Origin of the sequence: Rhodococcus sp. NPDC059968 (assembly GCF_042738615.1) — a bacterium.
In the GTDB taxonomy this organism is placed as follows: domain Bacteria; phylum Actinomycetota; class Actinomycetes; order Mycobacteriales; family Mycobacteriaceae; genus Rhodococcus_F.
The window spans coordinates 206,248-230,573 of sequence record NZ_JBHWUE010000003.1 but is presented as its reverse complement, the minus strand read 5'-3'; the positions used below and the strand labels follow the sequence as shown (position 1 = coordinate 230,573).

Here is a 24,326-nt window from a genome sequence, read left to right as displayed (position 1 = left end):
AATGAATGAGATAAGGGAAATTCCATGGAGACGCCGGAGGGACTGCTTGTATTAGAGGGACGACCCACGGCACAATTGATTGCCGATCATCTACGGGAACAGATTATTCAAGGGGTCTTCCGACCCGGCCAGCAGATCAACGAATCGGTCCTGGCAGGCCAGCTGCACACGTCCAGGGGACCAGTCCGCGAAGCACTCCAGCGGCTGGCCCAGGAGGGAATACTCGTCAGCTTGCGGAACCGCGGCGTCTTCGTTCCGGAGCTGTCGATCGACGACATAAAAGAGATCTATGCCGTCCGCGAGGCGGTGGAATCAGCTTCCGCAAATATCCTCCTGACCGCCGGACAGGAACAAATCAACCGCACCTGCCAATTCCTGAAAGAGACCCTGACAGAAATGGCAGCGCAGGTTGATATGTCGGATTGGCAAGCGCTCACCCGACTGGACATGAAATTCCACACCTCATTTGTTGAAGGGGCAGGAAACTCGCGCTTGATCCGGATTTACGACACTCTCGTAGCCGAATCGAGAATGTGCATTCTCAACCTTCGAGTCTCTTATCCTCGCGTGGACGTGCTGGTCCAGGAGCACCAGAATCTCTTGGACTTGCTGGAAGACGGCGACACCGAAGGACTCCAGCAGGCCATCAGTCGTCACATGCACAAGGCCGTCGACGATCTCACCGCAACAACGCACCAGGAGTAACTGAGGCCGAAAACCTCGTCATACCTGGGCGGGGACTGCAGTCGGTTCGTCGGCAGTCCCCGCTCGCGGACGGATGTCACCGGGAACCGAGCGACCCCGGGCCGGTTGGCGTTCCGTGCCGGTACAACCGCCCACCACATGACGCGGCACGTGGTGATCAACGGTACCGGCGCTCTCGCGGCCCACGGCACCGGACCCTCCACACGAGTGACGCGAACAACCGGTCGACACCCCGGGCAGGGAGACGTCAGCGCCACAGCAAGACGGGACCGAACAGGGCACGGTGACGTCGGCGTGATCAGGACTGCACTTCGAGCAGAGCCCTCCAGAGACATGCCGACGACGGCGATGTCCCATCCACCCATGCACGATGCAGATTCACCGAAAAGACAAGGGAGAGAAGATAATTCTGATAATTAGGCCTATCGTAGATTGTTGACAATTGCTAGGATAGGTCTCGTGCCACCCCATCAAAGGCACGTCAGCCAAGGGCGCAGCCCAAGAACGGAGTAACCATGGTCAAGGCGACCGTCATGAGTGATGCAACAACTGCGGACCCCGGGAAGCACATCCTCAAGTCCACATCCACAACGCCCGGTCAGACCGAAGTGTCCCAAGGCCTTTGGGACGGAAACGGTCTGAGGACGGGGATCTGGGAGGTCACTCCGGGAACGTTCACGAGCACCCGGGACGGCTACAACGAGATCTGCCAGATCCTGAGTGGAACCGCCACCATCACCGAATCGAACGGCAACAGCTTCGACATCGGCCCCGGGTCGCTGTTCGTGACTCCCGCCGGCTGGGAGGGCACCTGGACCATCCACACGACGCTCCGCAAGATGTGGGTTGTGCAGGACATTTCGGGCGCAGTCGACTGATCAGCTGAACTGAAACAGCACCACGCCGCAGAAGAGCAGGCCAGATCCCGTTGATCTTGCCTGCTCTTCTGGCTGTGTGCCGTCTGACGCTCCGGGAAATTCCACGTCGGCGCACCCGCCAGCCACCCCACTCATCGAACTCCTCACCACCCGAAGGAAGCCGTTGATGTCCACACCCCTGCACGATCTCGCCCTCCGCGATCTCGAAATCGAGCTTGCCCGGTACCGCGCCGACTACGCCGCACTGAAGGCCCAACAGCTCGCACTCGACATCACCCGGGGCAAGCCGGCACCAGAACAGCTCGACCTGTCCGCAGCGATGCTCGCCCTACCCGGTGACGGTGACTACATGATCGATGGGATCGATTGCCGAAACTACGGTGATCTCGCCGGCTTGCCCGCGCTGCGTGAGCTGTTCGGTGAGGTGCTCAATATCGCACCCGCGAACCTGATCGCCGGTGGCACCTCGAGTCTGGAAACGATGTATGACGTCCTGTCGTTCGCCTGGATCCACGGTACGGGCGAAACGGGCGCACCCTGGTCCTCCGATCCGGTGAAGTTCCTGTGCCCCGTGCCCGGCTACGATCGGCATTTCGCCATCACCGAGTCGTTCGGCATCGAGCTGATTCCGGTTCCGCTGCTCTCCGATGGCCCCGACCTCGTTACGATCCGCGAGTTAGTCTCCGCGGATCCTCACATCAAGGGAATATGGTGTGTTCCCACGTATTCCAATCCGAGCGGGGTGACCTACTCCGAGCAGGTCACCCGCGACCTGCTGAGTATGGAGACAGCCGCCCCCGATTTCCGGATCTTCTGGGACAACGCGTATGCGGTTCATCCCTTGACCGACATTGCCCCGCCCGTTCTCGATGTCCTGAGTATTGCTCTGCGGGCCGGCAACCCTGAACGGCCGTACGTGTTCGCCTCGACCTCGAAGATGACTATCGCCGGAGGTGGAGTGAGCTTCTTTGCTGGATCCGCCGGGAACGTCGCGTGGTACCTGGGTCATCTCTCGCGTAAGCGCATCGGGCAGGACAAAATCAACCAATTGCGACACGTTCGGTTCTTTGTCGATGCCGCCGGTGTTAGCGCCCACATGCGCAAACACCAGCAGATTCTCGCACCGAAGTTCGACCTGGTGACTTCCACACTGCAGCGGGAATTGGATAACTCAGGCATCGCGTCGTGGACGCAGCCGTCCGGAGGTTACTTCGTCAATCTCGAAGTGTTCCCGGGCACGGCCAAGCAGGTGGTGGCCCTGGCACACGCGGCCGGCATCACGCTCACGTCCGCCGGTTCTGCTTTCCCGTCCGGCGACGATCCTCGGGACAGCCACATCCGGTTGGCCCCAACTTTGCCATCGGAGCATGAGGTACGTCTTGCCGTCGAGGGTCTGTGCACCTGCATCCGATTAGCGTCCGCCGAACTCGTCCGCCGCAATCACAACGCCTGAGCGGGGGCTACCGGCGATCCGCCCATCTGCGCCTCGCGCTGTCAGTGCGTGGGAACGGGAATCGGCCCCGGCTCGAACACGATGGACAGTCGTCCCTTCGCCTCGTCGATGAGAACCTCGGCCCGGACGTTGTACACCTGGGCGATCAATTCGGACGTCAACACCTCGGTAGGCGTTCCCCCGGCGACGACCCGCCCCTCCTTCAACACGATCACCGTGTCACAGAACATGGCGGCGAGGTTGAGGTCATGCAGGGCGATCACACTGGTGACCGGCAGCCGGGTGACGAGCGCCAGCAACTCCAATTGATGGTGGATGTCCAGGTGATTGGTCGGCTCGTCCAGCAGCAGTTCCCGCGGTTCCTGCGCCAGCGCACGGGCGATCTGCACCCGCTGCTTCTCCCCGCCCGACAGCTTGTGCCACAGCCGGTCCGACTTCGACGTGAGGCCGGTGTGCTCGAGTGCGGCCGCCACCGCGGCATCGTCGGCGGCCGGGTTCCCGCCGAACGTTCCGCGGTGCGGGATGCGCCCGAGTCGCACGACGTCGCGGACCGCGATGTCGACGTCGGTGTCGGCGTGCTGGCTCACGACGGCCACGGCGCGCGCAATCTCCCTGCGCCGCACAGTGGCGAGGTCGTCCCCGTCGAGGGTCACGACACCGGCGGTCGGGCGGACGACACCGTTCAACAGGCGCAGGAGCGAGGACTTCCCGGACCCGTTCGGCCCCAGCAGTCCCACGGTCTCGCCCTCTTCCGGTGTCACCGTGACGCCGTCGACGACCAGTGCGCCGCCGCGGTTCCAGGTGACGGCGTCTGCATGCAGGGTCACTGTGCTCTCCTCCGACGGGACAGGATGACGATGAACGCGGGAACACCGACCAGGGCGGTGCCGACACCCACCGGCAACGGGGTGGGCGCGAACGCGACGCGGGAGACGGCGTCCACCCACACCATGAAGACGGCGCCCATCAGTGCCGTCGCGGGGATCAGCCTGCTGTGCCGCGGCCCCACCAGGAACCGCGCCGCATGCGGGAGTACCAGCCCCACGAACCCGATCGCACCCGCGACGCTGACCAGGATCGCGGTGATAATCGCCGTGACCACCAGCAGTAAGAGACGGACCTTCCCGACGGAGATGCCGAGGGACGCCGCCACATCGTCACCGAAGGAGAAGGCGTCGAGGACGTACGCGAAGTGCAGGCAAACCGCCGTCCCGCAGAAGACGACCACCGCGCACAGGGTGACGTCGTCCCAGCGGACGCCCTCGAGGGATCCGAGCAGCCAGAACATCACACCGCGGGTCTCGTCGGAATCGGCGAACGCGAAGATGACGAACGATGTCAGTGCCGAGAACAGTTGGGTACTGGCAACTCCCGCGAGAATGACGCGGTCGTTGTTGCCACCGGACAGACGGGCAAGGAGCAGCACCAAGCCGAACGCGACCAGCGAACCGATGAACGCGCCCCCGGACAAACCGAGCGCCGCCCCACCAACCCCGAGCACACCCACCACCACAGCACCGGTCGACGCACCGGACGAGATTCCCAGCACGAATGGGTCCGCAAGCGGATTCCGCAGCAGCGACTGCATGATCACACCGCAGAGACCGAGACCGGCGCCGCACGCGGCGGCCACCAACGCGCGGGGCAGACGCTCCTCCCACACGATCGCGTTCTTCGACAGCCGCACCGGGATGTCTGCGAGACCTAGGTGATTGAGCAGGACGTCGCGGACGTTCACCAGTGAAACGTCCGCCGGGCCCAGCGTGACGGCGACGAGAATCGACAGTGCGAGCGCGAGGATCCCGCCGCCCACGATCAACGACCCGACAACCCACCGCTGCCGCCGAACCGGTTCGACGTCAGCGGCATCGGCGCGGCCGAGGGTGGTGGTCAGGACGGGACCTTCAGGTCGCGGAGGCCGGCGGCGACCTTCTCGAGGCCGTCGACGGCACGAATGGACGGGTTCATCTCCGCGCCGTGCAGTGCGATGTACCGCCGGTTGCGCACCGCGTCGAGATTCCGGGTCACGGGATCGGATTCGAGGAAGGCAATCTTGTCGTTCAGCAGGTCTCCGGGGAAACGGTTCCGCAGAAGGTCACCGAGGACGAGGACCTCCGGGTTTCGTTCTACGACCGTTTCCCAACCGACTGCGGGCCAGTCGTCGGTCAGATCCGAGAACACGTTGGTGGCCCCGACCGTGGTGGCGAGCAGGCTCGCGGAGCCCAGACCACCGGCGACGTAGGGGCTCTTGGTGTCGGCGAACCAGAACGCCATCGACACGTTCGACTTCTCGATGCCGGTGAGGGCCGCAGCCTCGCGGCCCTGCAGTTCGTCGACGAGTTTCGCCCCCCGCTCGTTCACGTCGAACACAGCCGCGATCTCACGGATCTCCTGATAGAGCGCGTCCATCGTCAGCGCTGTGGTGCGCTTGCCGCCGCCGTTGATGCTCACCCCGTTCTCGCAGTCGGTGGGCGAGAGGTAGGACTCCACTCCGGTCTCCTCGAACCTGGCACGCTCCGCAACCCCGCCCTGCTTGAAGTGCCGGCCGAACGACGCGGTCACGAAGTCAGGATCGGCGCCCAGGACGACCTCGTACGTCGGTGCGTTGTCCGCGAGACGCGGTACCGATGCGTTGGCTTCCGCGAGATTCTCGCGGACGGGGTCCGTCCACGACGCGGTGCCCACCATTCGGTCGGCGAGGCCGAGCGACAGCATGATCTCGGTCGAACCCTGGTCCAGCGACACCACCCGCTGCGGCGGAGCGTCGACGGTGACCTGCTCGCCGCAGTTGTCGACGACGAGTGGGTAACTCGTGCTGCCTTCCCCGGTCGAGGTGGCGCCGGTGTCGTCGACCGCCTCGGATTGCCCGCACGCGACCAGCGCGCTCGCCAGTGCAGCGGTGATGGCCACGAGGCCGATTCGGCCCACGGAAGTGTTCACGCTCGTCAGTGCCTTCTGCTTGTCCAGGATGGGTGCTCCACTCGAGCGTCGATCGCGAATGTCGACCGACGAGACAGCGATCAGCAGGTGTGCCCGAGGAAGCGCGTGAACCCTATCACGAAGTAAACCTAACCTAAGTTGTCTCGGGTGCGCCGGGAGAGCTGACCGCCGCGAGCGGCAAGAGACCGCATGGTGAGGTCGAGGGGTGAAGCTAGCATCCGCGATGCCTCGTGACGCTGGAGATACTGCTTGCCTGTCGCGCGACGACGGGAAGTGTTGACGGAAGGTACCGTGGTCGCAGGGGAATTGTGAGATGAAGGTGGCGGTTTCATGCCTTCAGGTATCAAGGCGACCGTGGGAAACCTTCCCCACGAACTGACGAGCTTCGTCGGCCGCCGCCGTGAGATCGCCGTGGTTCGCCGGCTGCTCTCCGTGTCGCGGCTCGTGACATTGACTGGTGTCGGGGGTGTGGGAAAGACCAGGCTCGCACTGCGGGTCGCCGCCGAGTCCAGTCGCGCGTTCGATGACGGTGTGTGGTCGGTCGGGTTGGGCGAACTGAACGACCCGGGCGCGGTCGTCGACGCAGTGCTGTCGGCGTTGAGACTGAGCGAGGGCCGCAGCGCCGCACCCGAGTCACTGCTCGTCGAATACCTCGCGGCGCGGAAGCTTTTACTCGTACTGGACAACTGCGAGCACCTCGTGGAACCAGTCGCCGACCTCGCCGTAGCCCTTCTCCGCGCCTGCCCGGAACTCCGGATTCTGGCGACCAGCCGGGAACCGCTCGGCATCGGAGGAGAAGCCGTGCACCGGGTCCCGCCCCTCACGATGCCGGACCCGGACCAGGTGTCGCTGGTCGGCGGGGGGCTGGGCCACTACGAGGCGGTGAACCTCTTCGCCGAACGCGCGACGATGGCGGTCCCGGACTTCGAGATCACCGAGAACAATAATGACGTCATCGCGGCGATCTGCCGCCGCCTGGACGGTCTGCCGCTTGCAATCGAACTGGCGGCCGTGCGGCTGCGGGTGATGTCGGTGGAGCAGATCCTGCAACGGCTGACCGACCGGTACGCCCTTCTGACGACGGGCAGCAGGGGGGCGCCGGCACGGCAGCAAACTCTGCAGTGGTGTATCGACTGGAGCCACGAGTTGTGCTCCCCGACCGAGCGGGAATTGTGGGCGCGGCTGACAGTGTTCTCGGGCGGCTTCGAGCTCGACGCGGTGGAAGGCATCTGCGCTGACACCATGACGTCATCCCAGGTTGTCGACGTGGTGGCGTCGCTGATCGACAAGTCGATCCTGATTCGGGAAGAGGTCGCGGGAGCGGTGCGGTACCGGCTGTTGGAGACACTGCGCGACTACGGTATGGAACGGTTACAGGAGACCTCTGAGTTCGCATCGCTGTTGCGTCGGCACCGGGACTGGTACGAACACTTGGTGCTGCGGGCGGAGTCCGACTGGATCAGTTCACGGCAGGTGTCCTGGGTTGCGCGCCTCGACGCCGAGCAACCCAACATCCGTGCGGCGCTGCAGTTCTGCCTGACCGGTCCGGGTGAGGCGAACGCGGGGAGTCGCATGGCGGCGGCGCTCTACCCGTATTGGCGGGCGCGTGGGAGGCTGCGCGAGGGCATGCGGTGGCTCGCGCAACTTCTGGCGGTGGGCGGTGAGCCCGGCCCGGCGCAGGTCAAGGCGCTATACGTGCTGAGTGTGCTCTCTGGGCTGTACGGCGACCCAGAGGCGTCGGCACTTTACGTCGAACGCGGAGGCGACCTTGCGGCGCAGCTCGGCGATCGCACTGCCAAAGCGCTCATGGCCGATGCCGCCGGCCATCACGCGCTGCTCACCCCGGACGCCGCCACCGCGTGTGAACACTTCGAATCCTCGCTCACGGTCTTTCGCGAGGACGGCAACCTCTTGTACATGATCTGGTCGCTGAACGGGCTCGCGCTGGCCAGCGACGCGTCCGGCGACTGGTCACGGAGCGACGAGTGCCGGCAGGAGATTCTCGAGCTGACCGGGGCACGAGGTGAGTCCGTCTACCGGGGATGGGTGTCGTGGAGTGCGGGGATGAGGGCCCGGCAGCGTGGCGAGTACTCCCGTGCGAAAGCCCTCGCCACGCGGGGGCTTCAACTCGCTCGATCGGTAGACGACCGCATCAGCGCTGCAGGGTGCATCGAGGTCCTCTCGTGGATCGCTGTGGATGAGGGAGTTCCCCGGCGCGCCGCCAAGCTGATGGGTGCTGCCGAGGCGCTCGCCCAGAGGGTCGGGAATCCGAGCATCATCTACCCGAACCTGCACCTCCAGCATGCGCGGATCGAGCAATCGGTTCGCTGGGCGATCGGTGACCGTGCGTTCGAGACGGAGTTCCGGCACGGTTTCGAGGCGCGGTTCGAAGATGCGGCAGCGTACGCCGTCGACGAGACGAGCGGATCCGATATCTCGGTCGAGCCGGGAGCGACGAGTCTCACGCGCCGGGAACAGCAGGTAGCCGAACTTGTCGCCGGGGGTCTCACGAACCGGGCGATCGCGGGCAAGCTCGTCATTTCCCAACGCACCGCCCAGGGGCATGTCGAGCACATCCTCTCCAAACTGGGCTTCTCTTCCCGTGCCCAGATCGCAGCATGGATCATCGAGCAGAGACACAGCGAGCAGGGCTGAGGGCCGGTCTCGGAAGTCCCCGATCGGTGCGTGGCGAGGCCACTGAAGCGCCATGGGTGCGAAGGTGTAGGCTTGCCAACTGTCAACAGGTCGACAAACACGGCAACAACTATCAGTTGACGGTGCATCGGAAAGGCAGCAGCAAGATGACCGGCATCGACAACATGGTCCCCATGTCTCTTCGGGTCACCTCTGCGGTGATCGCGGAGCAGCTGCGGGAACGGATCCTGGACGGCAGCTTCGCACCGGGTGAACAGATCAGCGAGTTACAACTGGCCGCACGGCTGAAGATGAGCCGCGGTCCCGTGCGAGAGGCCGTGCAACGCCTCGCCCAGGAAGGGCTCCTGGTCAGCCACCGCAACCGAGGCGTGTTCGTCGTCGAGCTCGACATCGGCGACATCGAGGACGTCTACCGCGGCCGGCGCGCCATCGAGAAGGAAGCGGCGAGCACCGTGTACGAACGCGGGATTCCACCCGGACTCGTGGCTCGTCTCGAAGAAATCCTGCGAAACATCGCGCAATACATGGACGCCGGCGACTGGCCGAAACTGGCCCGCGAGGACCTCCAATTCCACGAAACAATGGTCGAGGCCGCCCAAAGCCCACGGCTGAGCCGCATGTTCTCCACCCTGGCCGCCGAGACCATGCTGTGCATGTCGGCATTCGACGACCGGTACATCCGGCCGCCTACAGCCGTCGAGGAACACCAGCGGTTGCTCGACCGGCTACTCGGGGACGATCTCGCCGAGATGCTGGCGGAGATCGACCGGCACATGACCCACGCGGTCGACTCGCTGACTACTGCACGCCGGGAACGGGACGGCGACGGGTCGTCGTACGCGTAGCCGCCGCCGATCCGCCAGTGGATCTCCTCATCGGCTGTGATGAACGGCGGGCTGATCTGAACGGCGTTGCCGCAAACGTGGTCAAGAAAGTGCGGTGCTGACTCGTGGTGCGCCCAGGGCCCCAGCAGCGGTTGCGCACGATCGCCCACGCTACGGATGAAAGCACGACGAGGCGCCGGGTACATGAAGGCCGCGCAAGCCGCGGCGAGTCAGCAGCGGAGCGACCGTGTCGAGGCCCGCGATTACACGCTGATCGGCGCGGTTATGGAGGCGGTACGACAACGGTTTCGATGAACCTCTCGGCAGCTCTGGCCGTGTTACTCATGGTTTGCGCGCACTCAGCGACGATAATTTCAGTTATCGCAGTTATCCTCCCAAAAACCGACGTCAGCACGGTTTTGCTCCGCGGGATGTCGGGGCATCCGGATATCCTGCGCCGGTGACGATCGAACCGGTGAACGAGGCCCTGCGCGGCCCGGTAACAGTGACAGGCACAATCACGCCCGACACGGCCTCATCTGCCCAGACCACGCCTTGGTGATGTGATCACGCCAACCCGGCGTCATGCCGGGATCGGCTCGAACGTGTCTCACGCCCGGAAAGTGGAATAGCGCAGGGAAATTCGAGACAAACTACGGTGAGACATGTCTCATGTCGGGCTAACGCGCGTAGCCGATTCGCATCGTGTCTCGCGGCGCCGTAGGTACCACCGGCGCCCGGAACTGACACGGCAACCGTTTCAGACTCGGTGGATACCGACCCGCGGGAATCCGCAGCACCCCACAGTGTCTCACCAACCAACGTTTCCGGCCCTCCTTGATCCGAGTGGTCGGTGGCAGATGAGCGTGTCGACAGCCGGTCGGGTCGGTGGGCAGGAAATAGGTTGGACGGGATTCGGTTGAGGTTGATAGCGTGTGCGAAACAGTGACATAACGCGAGGAGGTGAGACCCATGAACGCAATAACCATGTGGGTGCTCCCACTCGTGTTCACGGTTGCGCGATTGACGTAGGTGTCGCGGGGAGCGCCTGTACAACAAGGCAATCCCGAAAGGCAACACCATGCATTTCACCTCTGAGACATCGTCTAACGGTGTCATCGAACGTAATTTCACTCTCGATGAGATCACCGGCGTGCTCTGGTCGCCCACATCAGGAACCGTTGGCGCACCGCTGCTGCTGTCGGGGCACTCCGGCGGCATGCACAAGAAGGCGCCGGGGCTGGTAGCCGGTGCACTCCACATCGTGACCACCTATGGGTTCGCCGTCGCCGCCATCGACGCGCCCGGACATGGTGACCGGCCGCGAAACCTTCAGGATCAGCGGTGGGCCGAGGCGATCCATCAGGCCAGGGCGGCGGGCGAGCCGATCGCCCCGATCGTCATCGACTACAACATGTCGCTGGCGGAGCGTGCGGTGCCGGAATGGCAGGCGACCCTGGACGCCTTGCAGGCGCTGCCCGAGTTTGGCGCCGAAGCGCCGATCGGCTACGGCGGCATGACGTTGGGTGTCGTGACCGGGCTGATGTTGACGGCTGTCGAATCCCGGATCGCTGCCGTGAGCTTCGGTGGGGTTTTCGTGTGCGACGCTCTGATCGAGGCGGCAAGGAAGATCACCGTCCCGGTCGAGTACCGGATTCCGTGGGACGACGAGGAATTCGACCGCACCTCTGGGGTCGCGTTGTTCGACGCCTTCGCCTCGAAGGAAAAGACACTGCACGCCCACCCGGGCAGGCACAACCAGGTGCCCGAATACGAGCGCGACAGCTCGGCCCGGTTCTTCGCCCGCCACCTCGGCCGGGGCGCCGACACGGCTTCGGACTGACGGGACCGGTATCGGCGTCCGGCCCCGCGCCGGACGCCGATACCGCCATTGCCACGAACCCAGCCCTCCGGCACCCCGACCAACCTCATCGGTAGCCAAGCCAAGCACCAACGACCCCACCCGCAAGCCCAGCACTTCGATGCGCCGCGATCTCCGGGTCAGTGAATTCGCGGTCGAGCTGCCACCCGAATTCGAGTTCGAGGGGCTTTGGGCCGCGTTCGAGACTTCCGATGGTCGGGTCCGGTATTGGGAGGCGGTTGACGATCCTGCTGGGCTGCGGTGGCCTCTCTGCGCAGTACTGCCACGACGTATACACAGCGTCCCGGTCTCCACCGTGGCCTCACACAGACGGGCCGGAAGCGGCAGCACCACCATCGGCGGTTGGCGCGATAGTTTCCCCCTCAATCGCGATAGGTTGCCGGGGGTGGGCCCGCGCTCGGCCCGAGCGGAGTGGCCAGCCACCGGTCGTACAGGCGCATCCAGGTTCCGTCGGCGCGTATGCGGTCGAGGGTGCCGTTGATGAACCGCACCAGGTCCTCCTTGCCTTTGTTGACACCGATTCCCCAGTGCTCCGCCTCGAGCTGTGGCCCCACGATCTGAAAATTCCGGTCCTGGGAGGCGAGCCCGGCGAGGAGCGAGTCGGAGGTGCTGACCGCGTCGGCCTGCTTCTTCTGCATGGTGACGAGGCAGTCGTCCCAGTCGGGGACTGCGATGATCGTGGCGTCCGGCGCGACCCGTTGGACGGTGGAAAGCGAGGTGGTATCGACGAAGGTGCAGACCCGTTTTCCCGCCAGGTCCGCCGGTCCGATGATGTCGGAACCCAGCGGGACCAGAATGCGTTGAAAGGCGCGGAAGTACTCGGTGGAGAAGCTGACGCGTCGTGCGCGTTCACACGTGATCGAGGTGGCGTGGACGACGACGTCGACGTCATTGTTCTCGAGTGCGGAGAACCGGCCGGCGGAGGTGAGCAGCCGGAACTCGACTTTCGTCGGATCGCCGAAGATGTCCCGGGCGACCTCCTTCGCCAAGTCGATGTCGAACCCCTGCAGGGTGCCCGTGGTCGGGTCTCGGAAGCTGAACAGATTGGTGTTCTGGTCGACGCCGACGATCAATCGGCCCCGCCCCGCGATCTCGGCGAGTGATCCACCGGGCGGCATCTTCCCGGGCGGGGGCTGCGGGCCGGGACGCAGGCTCGCGAGCGCCCCACACGACTCGGGGAGCGGTGGTTCCGGCGGAGGACTGTTCGTGGGCGGGATGATCTGTGCGCCGTCCGTCATCGGACGTGCGGTGTACGTGGCCGCGATGGTCGGGGTGAGAGGGTCGGGTGCCGCGCAGCCGGCGAGGACGGCGACGGCGAGTACGCCGACGAGGTGCCGGGCGCACCGTCTTGCCCCCGGTCTCGAAAGCCTCACCTGTGTCATCAGTGGTACTCGTTCAGTCGCGGCCAGATACCCCCGCCGACGGCGAATCCGCAGGACACGCCGATAACCATGCTACCCACGGCCAGTGACGACATTGATCGGTAGGCGTCCGTCACAGCGTTGGCCTCGTCGTCGCGGAGTCGGTCGATCGCGTTCCGGAGGGACTCGTCCAGGGCGGCGAACTGCGCCGACGACGTGCGGGAGCCGGATCCGGCGGCGATCGCCGCGGCGGTCGGGTAGTCACCGCGCTCGAGGGCGATCTCGATATCCCGGTGCGCGGCCAGCCAGCCGTCGCGGGCAGTCACGGCGTCGCGGAGGTTCTGCTCGGCGGCGCGACCATGCGAGCTGTCCAGCTGTCGGGTGAGTTCGTCGGACAACGCCTGGGCGTGCCGCGCGTAGTCGATTTCCGACTGGGTGTCGGACCCGCGTTTCAGGATGGCGAGGGTTTCGTCGGCGCGGGCCTGCTGCGCCAGGATGCGAGCGCGGGCAACAGCGTTGATCGGTTGCGTTCCTTCGGTTCTCGCGTGTTCGCTTGCGGACGTCGACACCAGGCTTCCGCCGATCAGCCAGAACAGGAGTCCGGCCATGAGCAGGGTGGCGACAGCGAGGCCGGGGTTGAACCGGCGCTTGCTCTTCCGGATGAGGTACAGCTGGGCGAGGACGAGGGCGACGAGGGCGGCCGCGGTCACCGTGAAGGCGGCCGCGGGCAGTTGGGCGGTGTGCGTCTGGGTCTCGGCGACCGCCTCGGCCTGGTGGACGTAGAGTCGCTCCGCCAACGGGAGGATGGTGTCCTGCATGAGCGCGGACGCGTCGGACAGATACGCCACCCCGACCGGGTTGCCGGCCCGGTCGTTCGCCTGAGCCGTGGCGACGAGGTTGAAGTACTCGGCGAGGTTGCGCACGACGTCCGACAGCAGCGCCAGCGATTCGGCGTCCTGCGACGACACCCCATTGGTCGCCGTGACCAGCGCGTTCGATGCGTCTCCGATCGCCTGGGTGAACTGCTCCGCGCCGGCAGTCGACTCGACACCACCGCCACCGGAGACGAAGGACGTGGTAGCCGCGGCATCGGCGATCGACAGCGAGCTGTGAAGGGCCTGGGCGGCGTTTGCCAGGGGCTCGGTGTGGGTGCGCAGCGTCTCGACGCGCTGTTGCCGCGCGCCGACCGCCGCCGAGGTGATCGCGCCCGCGGCGATGACCGCGGCGATGAGCGCGATCCCCAGCACGGTCAGCCGTCCGGGCGTGGACGCGAAGAATTCGACCCACGGACGGCGGCGGGCTTCGGGCTCGACGAGCAGGTCCTCGTCGAGCGTGGGGGCTTCGGTGACGGCGTGATCGCCGCGGTGGAACATCCGGTCCTCCTGCACCGCCTCCGCGGTTCCGGTAAGAGCACCGATCCGGGCCGCGGGGCTGAGTTCAGTGTGCACCGACGGTGCCGACCGGCGCACCGACTCGGGAAACAGACACCGTAGGAACCAGATTTCCGGTGATCGGGACGGCTGAGCCCGGGTGGAACCGGGTACTCGCACGGTATGGAGAGCTGGGTGTGCCGCTCCGCGCTGTCGCTGTTGGTGGCGGGGCTCGTCGCGTCCGCGTCCGGATGGACGGCCCACTCGGCACCGACGCCCGACAGGATCGACGAGGTGCCCGGGCGGACGGCACTGTCGTTCATGCACACCCCGAGCGGAACCCGCGTCGGGACGGCGAATCAGGGGGAAGCCAGGCCGGGGTTGTCGATCGTGAAACTGTATGTAGCGGACTACATGCTCCGGCACGGCGACGGCTCGCCCGAGGACCTCGCGCTCGGACAGCGGATGATCCGCGACAGCGACGACAACGCCGCCTCGCAGGCGTACGCCAAGTACCCGCAGTCGATCGATGTGATCGCCGCCGAGTATCGGCTCACCAGTACCCGTGGCTCCGGCGTCTGGGGCGATGCGGTTACCAGCACCGCGGACACCGTGACTTTCCTCGAGGCGAAGAAGACCACCGATCCGGACAGCCGCATTCTGGAGTGGATGGCCACCGCCGCCCCCGTCGCCGCCGATGGAACCCATCAGAACTGGGGCACCGGGCGGTTGCCGTCGGTGACCGGAACCAAATGGGGCTGGTCGGACTACGGGCCCGGCATTGTCGCTTCCGCGTCCTTCGGGCCCGATTTCTCGGTATCGGCCAACACGTACGGCACCACCGAGCAGCACACCAGTGACGTTCTCGGTGCCTTCGCGGAGGACCCGGCGTCACCCCCACCGCAGGTGGCGCAGGATCCCATCCAGGAGTTGATCGACCGCTACAACACCATGAACGATCCCCGCATCGACCAGCTTGCCGGACTCATCCCGTCCGACTGGTCTCTGCCTGCAGGTGTCGCACCTCCACCGTGAGCATCGATGCGTCGACCGGTCAGGCCCTCGAGCAAGGGATTCGAGTAGCCGACTACTCGGTTCAACTGTCGGATCCCTCGTACGGTCGGTCCTGTGTCGCATCCGTGATTCGACGAGGGGACACCGAAATAGCTTGGTCGACAACCCCTCAGGGCTTTTTCTCGCCACTGGGCAGGCGAATCAATTCTCCTTCTCGTTTGGAGACATCTGGAAGGGGCCGCAGTTCGCGACGCGAGACTCGATGCCAGCCAGGGCGGTGGTGGCACGAAGATCCTGATGACGCAGTGGCAGGGCACCGCCAACGAACCGGTGTTCGGCGGCCCCAGCAAGCAGTCCGCCTCAGGTTTCGCTGGTTCCTTCGGACGGTCAAGCGTTGCATGAACTCTCCGTTCCCGGTGGAGCCTCTGGGGACGAGATGTTCGAGTCGCTGGATCAGTGGGCGGTTCAGGTCGACGCCGGCGTACCGGCATTGGTTCGACGCGCGGGCGCGTAGTCGCTGATGGAATGGGTCGGAAAGCCATCAAAATCACCTCGAGGGCCAGTTTGTCAGCACAAACGATTGACTTCGCTCTCGGCGCGCAGCACTGTCGTAGAGACACACGCCGCACCGACCAGTTCCGGAGTCGATCTTGACCAACATCAACCCCACCGAAATCGCAGTAGCAGTCGCCGGATTCGGCTGGATGGGCCGAGTGCACACGAACGCGTATCTGCGTCAGCGCCACCACTTCCCGGAAGCGCCGTCGATCCGTCTGGGCGCCGTCGCCGACGAGGTACCCGGCCGCGCCGAGGAGGCTGCCGCCCAGTTCGGGTTCGGCGCAGCGCTGACCGACTGGCGTGACATCGCCGCCGACGAGAACATCGACGCGGTCAGCATCACCGCACCCAACTTCCTGCACCGCGAGATCGGCGTCGCGATGGCCGAGGCGGGCAAGCACATCTGGATCGAGAAGCCGGTCGGCCTGTCGTCCGAGGATGCGAAGGCGGTCGCCGCCGCTGTCGAGAAGGCAGGCGTCCAGTCGACCGTCGGATTCAACTACCGAAACGCACCGGCCGTTGCGATGGCGCACGACCTCATCGCGTCGGGCGAACTGGGCACCATCACGCACTCGCGGTTCCGCTTCCTCAGCGACTACGCCGCGCATCCGGACGGCGCGCTGAGCTGGCGTTGCGAGAACGCGCGCGGTGGGTCGGGCGTTCTGGGCGACCTTGCCTCGCACGGTGTCGACCTGGTCCGGTACCTGCTCGGCGACATCGACGCAGTCGTGGCCGACACTGCGATCTTCATCCCCCAGCGCGCCATCCCGACGGGTGCCACCAGCGGGCATGCGCGCGCGACGGGCGGCAAGTTGGGGCCGGTGGAGAACGACGACTTCGTCAGCGCGCTGGTTCGCCTGTCATCGGGCGGACGAGTAACGCTGGACGCCAGCCGCGTGGCCGTCGGCGAGCAGAACAACTACGGGTTCGAGATCCACGGCACCAGGGGTGCGGTCTACTGGGACTTCCGCCGGATGAACGAACTCGGAACGAGCCTCGGGAGCAAGTACCAGGACCAGTCGATCACCACGGTATGGGTGGGTCCCGACGCCGGAGCGTACGCCCGCTTCCAGCCGGGTTCCGCGTCCTCGATGAGCTACGACGACCTCAAGGTCATCGAGGGAAACAACTTCATCACCTCGATCGTCGACGGAAAGCCCCAGGGCGCAACGATCGCCGACGCCGTGGCCGCGGCCGAAACCCTCGACGCCATCACGGCATCGATCGGATCTCGTGCATGGGTCGACGTGCGCTGATCCGATCCGCACAGCCTGGCCCCGGGGTTACGCTTTATCGGTTATCGGGTCAATTCCCGTAGGCGCCTTTCTCCGCGGAGGTTGGTATGAATGCCAAACCGTTCGGCTTGGGCTTTGCAATTCTCGCGTTGGCAATTTCGGCGGTCGCCTGTTCGTCGGACAGTTCCTCTGACTCCGAAGACAATTGCGTCCGCGCTACAGACAGTGAACTGGATGCGCTCTTCACCAGTTGGAATGATGCACTGGTAAGCGGCGACGCGAGCAGGGTAGCCGCGTTGTACCGGCCGGACGCGGTGCTGCTGCCGACTCTGTCGGTGCCAATCGCCGACACTCCGGAGGAGATAACGGAGTATTTCGTCAACCTGATCAAGGCCGATCCGACAGCCCGAATGGAAGAAAGTTTCAAATATTCGGACTGCAACCTCGCATACAACGTGGGCCGCTGGGTCATCAATGCCAACGGTCAAGATGTGGCGGCCAGGGTGACATGGGTCTATCGGTACGAAGACGGAAAGTGGTTGATCGCCAACCACCATTCCTCGGTCAACCCGTAGAGCCGAGTCACGGGTCGACGGCCGCTGACAAATTTCGGTGTGTTCGCCGGGACCGCCTGAGCTTTCATCACTTTTCACCTCTCGGTGTTCAGTGCAGGCGGTCACGGCGCGCACCGTCGTCTCTAGGACGCCTTGGCTCGTCGGCCCGCGACGTAGACCTCGGAGATGGACGTATCGCGAATCCCCATCAGCAGCGCGAACAGGGTCTGATCGCGGGCCAGGTCGGGGTCGGCGGCGCGAACGGCGTTGCGCAGCAGCCCGTCGAGCGTCGGTGTGCCGGACGGGTCGACGACGACGAAGTCGGCTTCCTTCCCGACGTCGAAGTTGCCGAACCGGTTCTCCATGTCCAGGGCCCGGGCACCGCCGAGGGTGCCGACGAACAGCATCTCGGCCGGATGCATCGACACCCCGTCGTCGCCCGCCTCGGTGATGTGCACCTTGAACGCGTCGCCGAGCACCCGGGGAATCAGCCATTCGTCGCCGCCGCCGAAATCGGTTCCCACCGAGATGTTCACGCCAGAGGCGACGGTGCGCTTCCACGGCATCGTTCCGGATCCCAGGAACAGCTGCGAGATCGGGCAGTGCGAGACGGACGTACCGGTCTCGGCCATCCGTTCGAGCTCGACATCCTGACAGTGCACACAGTGCGCGAGGATGGTGCGTCGGCCCAGCAGGCTCTTGCCGCCCACTTCCGAGCCGGGCAGGAACTTCCCGTCATAGGTGTCCAGGTATGAATCCACCTGATAGGTCTCTTTGGTCGAGTCGACCTCGCCAGTGCCCGGGCGATTGTTCTCGTTGAGGTGCGAGTGCACGTACACGCCGCGGTCCCGCACCTCTTCGTAGAGCTCCCCGAGGTTCTTCAGGGTTTCGGGCGTCACCGACAACGAGAACCGCGGGATGATCGCGACGTGCAGCAACGCGGTGGCGACATCGCCGGTGTCGGCGCCGTGCCATTTCTCGATCTCCTCACGGGTGAGCCGGATTGCGTCCTCTTCGGAGGTCATCAGCGGCTGAGCGGTTTCGCCGCCGACGGTCTGAATTCCGCGGCCGCTGACGATGCGCAGACCGGCCTTCTGCGTCTCGGTGAACAACGCGTCCTGCGCATGCGGGAACGCCGACCCGAACACCATGGCGGCCGTGGTGCCCGCCGAGATGCGCCGGTTGGTGAATTCGACTGCCGCCTGCTGCGCGAACTCCGGGTCCGAGAACTTCGTCTCCGACGGGAACATGCACAGGGTCAGCCATTCCAGCAGCTGGCCGCCGCCGTAGGAGTCGCCGGCGTAGGTCTGCGGAAAGTGGATGTGGGTGTCGACGAACCCCGGCAGCAGAAAACCGGGCCTGTGGTCGTGCACGGTGCCGGACTCGTACTCCGACGGGATCTCGGCTCTGTCACCGCAGAACGCGATTCGCCCGCCGTCGTCCAGCACCAGGGCGCCGTCGGGAATCGATACCAGGGCAGCCGCGGCTTCGGTCACTTTCGGCGCGCCGGCGATGTGGAAGATGTGCCCGAGATGAGTATGCGTGGCCATGCGATGAACTCCCGTCGAGTGGTAACGGATCATGCCTTCTGCAATGAACTTCGGCGGCTGGACGAAACCCAGCCGAGTAGCACCAGTGCGGCCATGCCGCACCCACGATGAGATAACAGCCCGTACTTACAATGCCACCGATCAGACCCTGGTCGCGGCCGAACAGTCCAAGCGCCCGCGGCAATCACTGCCGGCCGGGTGCTACTGCAAGGGTGTGCGGTTGTCGACGAATCGGCGGATGACCTTGTCCCAGCCCAATGACTCGAGGAGTTCCGCGGCGGCGGCCCGCGACGTGAGTGGCCGAAGCATGTCGATGTCGAGGTCGCCGGTGGTGCCCAGGACGTCGTCGAGGCGCAGGCAATCGACGTATCCGTAATCTGTCCAGGGTTCGACGTGACTGTCCCAGTCTGCGGTGTCGGCGTACGGCCCACCGAGACGCAGCTTTCCGCTGCGGTGGATCATCACGTACCGGGGCACCACCTGCATCGTTTCATTGGCAGTGGCCAGGATCATCGCGGGGCCGGCGGCGGGATCTGCTGCGGCGATCCGGCGGTCGAAGGAAGCCGTCTTGACCGTTGCGACCTCGACCAGCGCCCGCACGTAGACCCATCGAGCCCGCTCGACCGAGCCCGCCCACGCCGATTCCTCGTCCGCGCAGGAGAACACGTTCTCGGCCTGGGTCCTGATGAGCAGCCTCGTCCCCACCCGCTCGTGATCGACGACCAGGTCTCCATCGACGATGAGTCCGTCGTCGTACTCGCGGACTCCGGTGATCGTCGCCACCGCGAGCACCTCGTCGTCCGGCGCGGTGACGAACAGTTCACGCTCGGAGCGGACGCTGTCGGCATCACCGGGAAAGGGGCCGCGACCTCGGATGAAGGCTTCGTGCTGAGTCGATTCGGCCCGAAATCCTGCCTCGGTCATCCCCAACGGATGATCGCGCACCTCTCGCAGGTTGCCGAGCCGAATCCTCGACGCCACAGGTCGATCCTCCCCGTTTCATCTCCGGCGCACCGCCGGGCGACCCTATGATCATAGCCGTTGACCTGCGGTGATGCCTCATCAGCGTAACCACTGCTTCCCCAGTAGGGTCGCAGTATCTGTACGACCGACCGAGGGGGACCGGTGACGGGTTCTGCGTCCGAAAAAATCATCTCGCCCGCATCACGCGCGTTCTGGGACCGCAGTTTCGCGGGTCGTCGCGCCCTGTTCGAGGAGCTTCGTCAGCGGTCGCCGATCGAGTTCCACACGGAAACAGCCGGTCCGGGCTTCTGGTCGGTCGTCGGATACGACGACGTGGTGGCGGTGAGCCGGAACCCGGAGGTCTTCTCCTCGGCCAAGGGCTTCACCATCGACGATGTCCCGGTCGAGATCCTCGAGTTCGCCATGTCGATGATCGCCATGGACAACCCCCGTCACCAGCGTCTGCGGGGCATCGTGCAATCGGCATTCACCGCCACCTCGGTGCGGGGCATCACCGAGCGGATGCGCGGCGACGCTGCGCAGATCGCCGCGGACCTTCCCCGCGATGCCGAGTTCGACTTCCTCCCCGACGTCGCGACCCGGTTGCCGGTGCAGGTGATCTGCGAGCTGCTCGGGATCCCGGAGAGCGATCGGCCGATGATCCTGGCCGCGGCGGCCGACGTCATTGCCGGAGGTGGTGATCAGGAGTTCGTCACCGCACCCGGCGGCGCGGCCGGCCTGGGCCAGATCTACGGATACGCCCTGGAACTGGGCGAGAGACGCAAGGCAGACCCCGGCGAGGATCTGACGTCCCGGCTCGTGTCGACGATGGTGGACGGCGAGACCCTCACGCCGACCGAGTTCGGTTCGTTCGTCATCCTGCTGATCACGGCTGGTTTCGAGACCACCCGGCAAGCGTTGGCCTGGGCGCTGCATCTGCTCAGCGAGCACCCCGACCAGAAAGAATTGCTGCTCGCCGATTTCACCGGCCACATCGACAACACGATCGACGAGGTGATCCGCTTCGCCTCCCCGGTGCCCTCCATGCGGCGCACCGCGACCGTCGACACCGAGCTCGGCGGCGCCCACATCGCGGCGGGCGACAAGGTGGTCATGTGGTACCTGTCCGCGAACCACGACGAGCGCGTCTTCGACGGTCCGGACCGGTTCGACATCACCCGGGCGAACGCCGGCAAGCATCTCGGTTTCGGCGCGAAAGACATCCATCACTGCCTGGGCATCAACCTCGCACGGCTGGAGCTGCGTGTCATGCTCGAAGAACTTTTCACCGCCCACCCCGCACTCCACGCTGTGGGCGAACCGGAACTGCTGCTCTCCGCGTTCATCAATGGCGTCGCCGCACTGCCGGCCCGGACACGTGACGGACGATGAGGTTCACGCAGGCCGCTGCCCGGCAATCATGACGAGCGGCATATCGGTGATGCGGGATACGTGCTCGTCGACGAGATCGTGTCGGCTCGCGAGGTCACGCGCCTCGTCGAGACTGATGGAGCGGCCGGCGATCCAGGTGTGGAAGATCGCGAGATTGATGCTGCCGAGAACGCGCGGCGCCTTGTAGTTCTCGACGAACTTTTCGGCGTCCTCGAAACTCGTGCTGCGGTCCGCGTCGGTGATCAGCAGCGGGCCACCCGGTTTGAGGACGCGCACGCACTCGGCGAGCCCGGCCTCACGCGACGACCAGTGCTTGATGGAGCCGTAGCTGATCACGCCGTCGAAGGTCTGGTCGGCGAAGTCGAGCTGCGTGGCGTCGCCCACGTCGAACCGGACCCGGTTGCCGTAGTGACGCATGCGTTTGGTGGCGCGCTTGATCTGGGCCTCCGACAGATCGAGACCGAGAATGTGCACGTCGGGGCGCTGGTCGGCGAGGTAGTTCGTGAACAGCGCCCCGCCCGATCCGACGTCCAGAATGCGGGCGTTGGGTGGGAGATGCGGCAGGAAGTACTCGTCGATGACGTGGCGTGAGCGGTAGACGGCCGGTGCCACGATCGTCTCGTACATCCAGGCGTGAGCCGGCGTGTAGATCGCGGTGATGGGGTCGAACGGTGCCATGGGCATGGGCGCGCTCCTCGTCGATATCCGGGTTCCCACGGCGCTCGAACCCGTGCGGGTCGACTGGCTGCGCCGTTGTCGCTTGAAGATTAACGGGTGCGGGGTCGGTTTTGCAGGACTGCCGGTTGCATGGCAGGGCTGTGAACAGGGGTGATGAGGTGTCGGTCCCGGTGCAGTCGATCTCCTGCGAGCACGAGTCCGGAAAACGCGTCAAGAATCCGGAACTTTCTCAAGGGACGATTATGGACACGACGTCTATTTGTGGATACTGTCGCCAGCATTGGCTCCTGTGATGCGGACCATGCGAATCGCAGGGTGACTCGTCGAGAGGACGCAGATGGCACTGGACGTCTCCACCACGCCCACGCTGAGGGCAGGTCGGCGGAACCGGGGTAAGAACCTGGGTCTGCTCACGGCCTCCACCGCGATGGACAACGCCGAGAACAGCATCACCACGGTGCTGTTCCCCCTGATGCGGGAGGCGCTGGGGCTCTCGTCGTCGGCGCTCGGCGTCATCGTGGCGGTGTCCAAGGCGGTGGGAATCTTCGCCGCGGTTCCGTGGGTGTTCCTGGCCAAACGATTCTCGCGGCGTGCGGTGCTTGCGACGTGCTCGGGCTTCTGGGGTGTGTGGGTCGTCCTGGCGGGCCTGTCGAGCAGTTTCACCCAGTTCGTGATCCTGTACGGCATCGCGGCTGCGGGCTTCGCAGGCGCCGGGCCCATCGCTCTCGAGATCATGGGCGACCTCTACGACGACAGACGGCGGGGCCGGGCCACCGGGATGCTGTACGGCGGCGTCGCCATCATCACCGGGGTGAGCGCCCCGCTATTCGGCCAGCTGTCGGGATTCGACGACGGCTGGCGGTACGGCTACGTCCTCTCCGGATGTATGTGCATTCTGATCGGTGTTCTCGTCGTCGTGTTTCTCGACGACACGCGGCCGGGCCGGGGCGAGCGCGGAGCCGGCGAAGCGGCGATGAAAGCGGAGGAGAAGGCGCAGAACGTCGTCGCCGGTGTGCGGGAGCTGCTGCGCATCAAGTCGTTCCGCTACATCCTGGTGCAGCGGCTGTTCTCGGGGCAGAACGTGATGATGAGTTTCGGCGTCGTGTTCCTGGTGGAGGAGCGCGGATTCTCGACGGCCACTGCAGCGATCGCGGCGACGCCGTTCGCGATCGGGTATCTGCTCGGAACCGTCGTCGGCGGGCGCCTCAACGACGCCGTGCACCGCCGGTGGCCCGCGAGTGGGCGCGTGATGATGCTGCAGGCCAGTCAGTTGGCCTTCGCGGCAGCGGCATTCGCCGAACTGCAGATGCCGACGTCGTCGATCGGATACTTCGTCGCGATCTTCGCGGTGGTCGGGTTCCTGCAAGGGCAGGTGCCGGTGGTCAATCGTCCACTGATCATGGCGGTGGTGCGCCCGGAACAGCGGGCGCTGGCGTTCGCGGTGTCATTGTCGACGGTGGAGGCGCTCGCATACGCGGGATATGCGCTGCTGGTCGGCTATCTGGGCGATGCGATCGGGTTGCAGGGAGCGCTCCTGCTCGTGACCGTGGTGCTCACCGTTGTCAACGGATTGTGCTCGGGTCTGCTGTACCGGCCGTACGCACGAGACAGCGCCGCCGTGCGCGACTGCCAGGTGGCGTCTTCGTCCTACGCGGGTGAGCCGTCGAAGCCGGATGCCCAGTAGCGCCCGCGCAGCGACAGCTCCAACAACATTTCGGTGACGGCTTCCGGTGTGAGCGGTGGCGGATCGGACTCGAGCCACCACTGCAGCACGGCCACCTGTTCGCCCACCCACGCCCGCGCCAGCACTTCCATGTCGATGCGGGGTGTGACCCCGTTCGCGGCGGATCGGGCCGAGAAGATCTGGGCGGCAAGGGCGGTGCGTTCGTCGACGAATCTCCGCAGTGCGCGCCCGTCGCCCTCGCCGCGCAGTACGACACGGTAGGCGTCGCGTTCCTCGGCGGCGTGCCGGAACATTTCGAGTACCGGTTTGCCGGTGAACCCCACCGAGGAGTCGGACACGAGGGGCCGCAACCGCTCCTTCAGGTCCTCGCCGAGGTCGGCGACGATCTGGCCGAGCAGTTCGTCCTTGTCCGTGTAGTGCGTGTAGAACGTCGCGCGGCCGACGTCGGCGCGTTCGGTGACGTCTTCCACGGTGACCGCGGAATAGCCCCGTTCGAGCACGAGCGCGACGAGTGCGTCGCGCAGCAGCCGCTTGGTGCGGCGCACACGCCGGTCTTCGGTGGCCACGGTGACTTCCGCCCTTCGTCTCACGCCAGCAGTCCCGTCAGCATAGTGCACCCTTGACATCGCG

20 protein-coding genes are annotated in these 24,326 nt (G+C 65.3%); 11 read left to right on the top strand and 9 right to left on the bottom strand.

Translation table 11 applies throughout. The features are described 5' to 3' along the window. Positions 1–24: 24 nt before the first annotated feature. The 3 genes from ACFWAY_RS05210 to ACFWAY_RS05200 all read left to right on the top strand — a co-directional run bounded on the left by ACFWAY_RS05210 (position 25) and on the right by ACFWAY_RS05200 (position 3,036). Positions 25–705, top strand: a complete 681-nt coding sequence (locus tag ACFWAY_RS05210; RefSeq protein ID WP_378510006.1) for a GntR family transcriptional regulator — start codon at positions 25–27, stop codon at positions 703–705. Between the two features lie 533 nt (positions 706–1,238). Beyond that, on the top strand, positions 1,239–1,583 hold the full coding sequence (locus ACFWAY_RS05205; RefSeq protein ID WP_378452988.1) for a cupin domain-containing protein: 345 nt from the start codon (positions 1,239–1,241) through the stop codon (positions 1,581–1,583). Positions 1,584–1,749: 166 nt separating this feature from the next. After that, positions 1,750–3,036, top strand: a complete 1,287-nt coding sequence (locus ACFWAY_RS05200; RefSeq protein ID WP_378510005.1) for an aminotransferase — start codon at positions 1,750–1,752, stop codon at positions 3,034–3,036. 41 nt (positions 3,037–3,077) lie between these two features. Here the strand turns inward: ACFWAY_RS05200 and ACFWAY_RS05195 are convergent, their stop codons facing one another. From ACFWAY_RS05195 to ACFWAY_RS05185, 3 genes are all read right to left on the bottom strand, one after another. After that, entirely contained in the window at positions 3,078–3,863 is a 786-nt protein-coding gene (locus tag ACFWAY_RS05195) for an ABC transporter ATP-binding protein (RefSeq protein WP_378510004.1), read from the bottom strand. Further along, complete coding sequence (locus tag ACFWAY_RS05190) at positions 3,860–4,849, bottom strand: FecCD family ABC transporter permease (protein WP_378510003.1); 990 nt, start codon at positions 4,847–4,849, stop codon at positions 3,860–3,862. Before ACFWAY_RS05190 ends, ACFWAY_RS05195 begins: the two co-directional genes overlap by 4 nt. A 77-nt stretch (positions 4,850–4,926) precedes the next feature. Next, the gene (locus tag ACFWAY_RS05185) at positions 4,927–5,976 is read right to left on the bottom strand and encodes an ABC transporter substrate-binding protein (RefSeq protein ID WP_378510002.1); all 1,050 of its coding nucleotides are present in this window, start codon (positions 5,974–5,976) and stop codon (positions 4,927–4,929) included. A 330-nt stretch (positions 5,977–6,306) separates the two neighbouring features. Here ACFWAY_RS05185 and ACFWAY_RS05180 point away from each other — a divergent pair, with 330 nt between their 5' ends. The 3 genes from ACFWAY_RS05180 to ACFWAY_RS05170 all read left to right on the top strand — a co-directional run bounded on the left by ACFWAY_RS05180 (position 6,307) and on the right by ACFWAY_RS05170 (position 11,298). Continuing rightward, entirely contained in the window at positions 6,307–8,631 is a 2,325-nt protein-coding gene (locus ACFWAY_RS05180) for an ATP-binding protein (protein WP_378510001.1), read from the top strand. A gap of 146 nt (positions 8,632–8,777) precedes the next feature. Then, entirely contained in the window at positions 8,778–9,476 is a 699-nt protein-coding gene (locus ACFWAY_RS05175; protein WP_378510000.1) for a GntR family transcriptional regulator, read from the top strand. Between the two features lie 1,060 nt (positions 9,477–10,536). Next, positions 10,537–11,298, top strand: a complete 762-nt coding sequence (locus ACFWAY_RS05170) for an alpha/beta hydrolase (protein ID WP_378452992.1) — start codon at positions 10,537–10,539, stop codon at positions 11,296–11,298. A gap of 401 nt (positions 11,299–11,699) precedes the next feature. Here the strand turns inward: ACFWAY_RS05170 and ACFWAY_RS05165 are convergent, their stop codons facing one another. Further along, positions 11,700–12,719 carry a glutamate ABC transporter substrate-binding protein gene (locus tag ACFWAY_RS05165; RefSeq protein WP_378509999.1) on the bottom strand — a complete coding sequence of 340 codons (1,020 nt, stop codon included), beginning with the start codon at positions 12,717–12,719 and terminating at the stop codon, positions 11,700–11,702. After that, the gene (locus ACFWAY_RS05160; RefSeq protein WP_378509998.1) at positions 12,719–14,167 is read right to left on the bottom strand and encodes a hypothetical protein; all 1,449 of its coding nucleotides are present in this window, start codon (positions 14,165–14,167) and stop codon (positions 12,719–12,721) included. Before ACFWAY_RS05160 ends, ACFWAY_RS05165 begins: the two co-directional genes overlap by 1 nt. Before the next feature lie 84 nt (positions 14,168–14,251). Here ACFWAY_RS05160 and ACFWAY_RS05155 point away from each other — a divergent pair, with 84 nt between their 5' ends. From ACFWAY_RS05155 to ACFWAY_RS05145, 3 genes are all read left to right on the top strand, one after another. After that, a complete protein-coding gene (locus tag ACFWAY_RS05155) occupies positions 14,252–15,103 on the top strand; it encodes a hypothetical protein (RefSeq protein ID WP_378452995.1) in 852 nt (283 codons plus the stop codon). A 629-nt stretch (positions 15,104–15,732) separates the two neighbouring features. Further along, on the top strand, positions 15,733–16,896 hold the full coding sequence (locus ACFWAY_RS05150; RefSeq protein WP_378509997.1) for a Gfo/Idh/MocA family protein: 1,164 nt from the start codon (positions 15,733–15,735) through the stop codon (positions 16,894–16,896). A gap of 86 nt (positions 16,897–16,982) precedes the next feature. Next, the gene (locus ACFWAY_RS05145) at positions 16,983–17,450 is read left to right on the top strand and encodes a DUF4440 domain-containing protein (protein ID WP_378452997.1); all 468 of its coding nucleotides are present in this window, start codon (positions 16,983–16,985) and stop codon (positions 17,448–17,450) included. Between the two features lie 122 nt (positions 17,451–17,572). Here the strand turns inward: ACFWAY_RS05145 and ACFWAY_RS05140 are convergent, their stop codons facing one another. Together ACFWAY_RS05140 and ACFWAY_RS05135 are read right to left on the bottom strand one after the other, a co-directional pair. Further along, a complete protein-coding gene (locus tag ACFWAY_RS05140) occupies positions 17,573–18,979 on the bottom strand; it encodes a guanine deaminase (protein WP_378509996.1) in 1,407 nt (468 codons plus the stop codon). Between the two features lie 201 nt (positions 18,980–19,180). Then, positions 19,181–19,960 carry a hypothetical protein gene (locus tag ACFWAY_RS05135; protein ID WP_378509995.1) on the bottom strand — a complete coding sequence of 260 codons (780 nt, stop codon included), beginning with the start codon at positions 19,958–19,960 and terminating at the stop codon, positions 19,181–19,183. Positions 19,961–20,104: 144 nt separating this feature from the next. Between ACFWAY_RS05135 and ACFWAY_RS05130 the strand changes: the two genes are divergently transcribed. After that, a complete protein-coding gene (locus tag ACFWAY_RS05130) occupies positions 20,105–21,334 on the top strand; it encodes a cytochrome P450 (RefSeq protein ID WP_378453000.1) in 1,230 nt (409 codons plus the stop codon). A 3-nt stretch (positions 21,335–21,337) separates the two neighbouring features. Here ACFWAY_RS05130 and ACFWAY_RS05125 read toward each other — a convergent pair whose 3' ends face one another. Beyond that, positions 21,338–22,018, bottom strand: a complete 681-nt coding sequence (locus ACFWAY_RS05125; protein WP_378453001.1) for a class I SAM-dependent methyltransferase — start codon at positions 22,016–22,018, stop codon at positions 21,338–21,340. A gap of 331 nt (positions 22,019–22,349) precedes the next feature. On the opposite strand from ACFWAY_RS05125, the gene ACFWAY_RS05120 reads away from it, so the two are divergent. After that, positions 22,350–23,696: an MFS transporter gene (locus tag ACFWAY_RS05120; protein ID WP_378453002.1), complete on the top strand. Its 1,347-nt coding sequence runs from the start codon at positions 22,350–22,352 to the stop codon at positions 23,694–23,696. Here the strand turns inward: ACFWAY_RS05120 and ACFWAY_RS05115 are convergent. After that, positions 23,660–24,262 carry a TetR/AcrR family transcriptional regulator gene (locus tag ACFWAY_RS05115; RefSeq protein ID WP_378453003.1) on the bottom strand — a complete coding sequence of 201 codons (603 nt, stop codon included), beginning with the start codon at positions 24,260–24,262 and terminating at the stop codon, positions 23,660–23,662. The genes ACFWAY_RS05120 and ACFWAY_RS05115 overlap by 37 nt on opposite strands. Between the last annotated feature and the right edge of the window lie 64 nt (positions 24,263–24,326).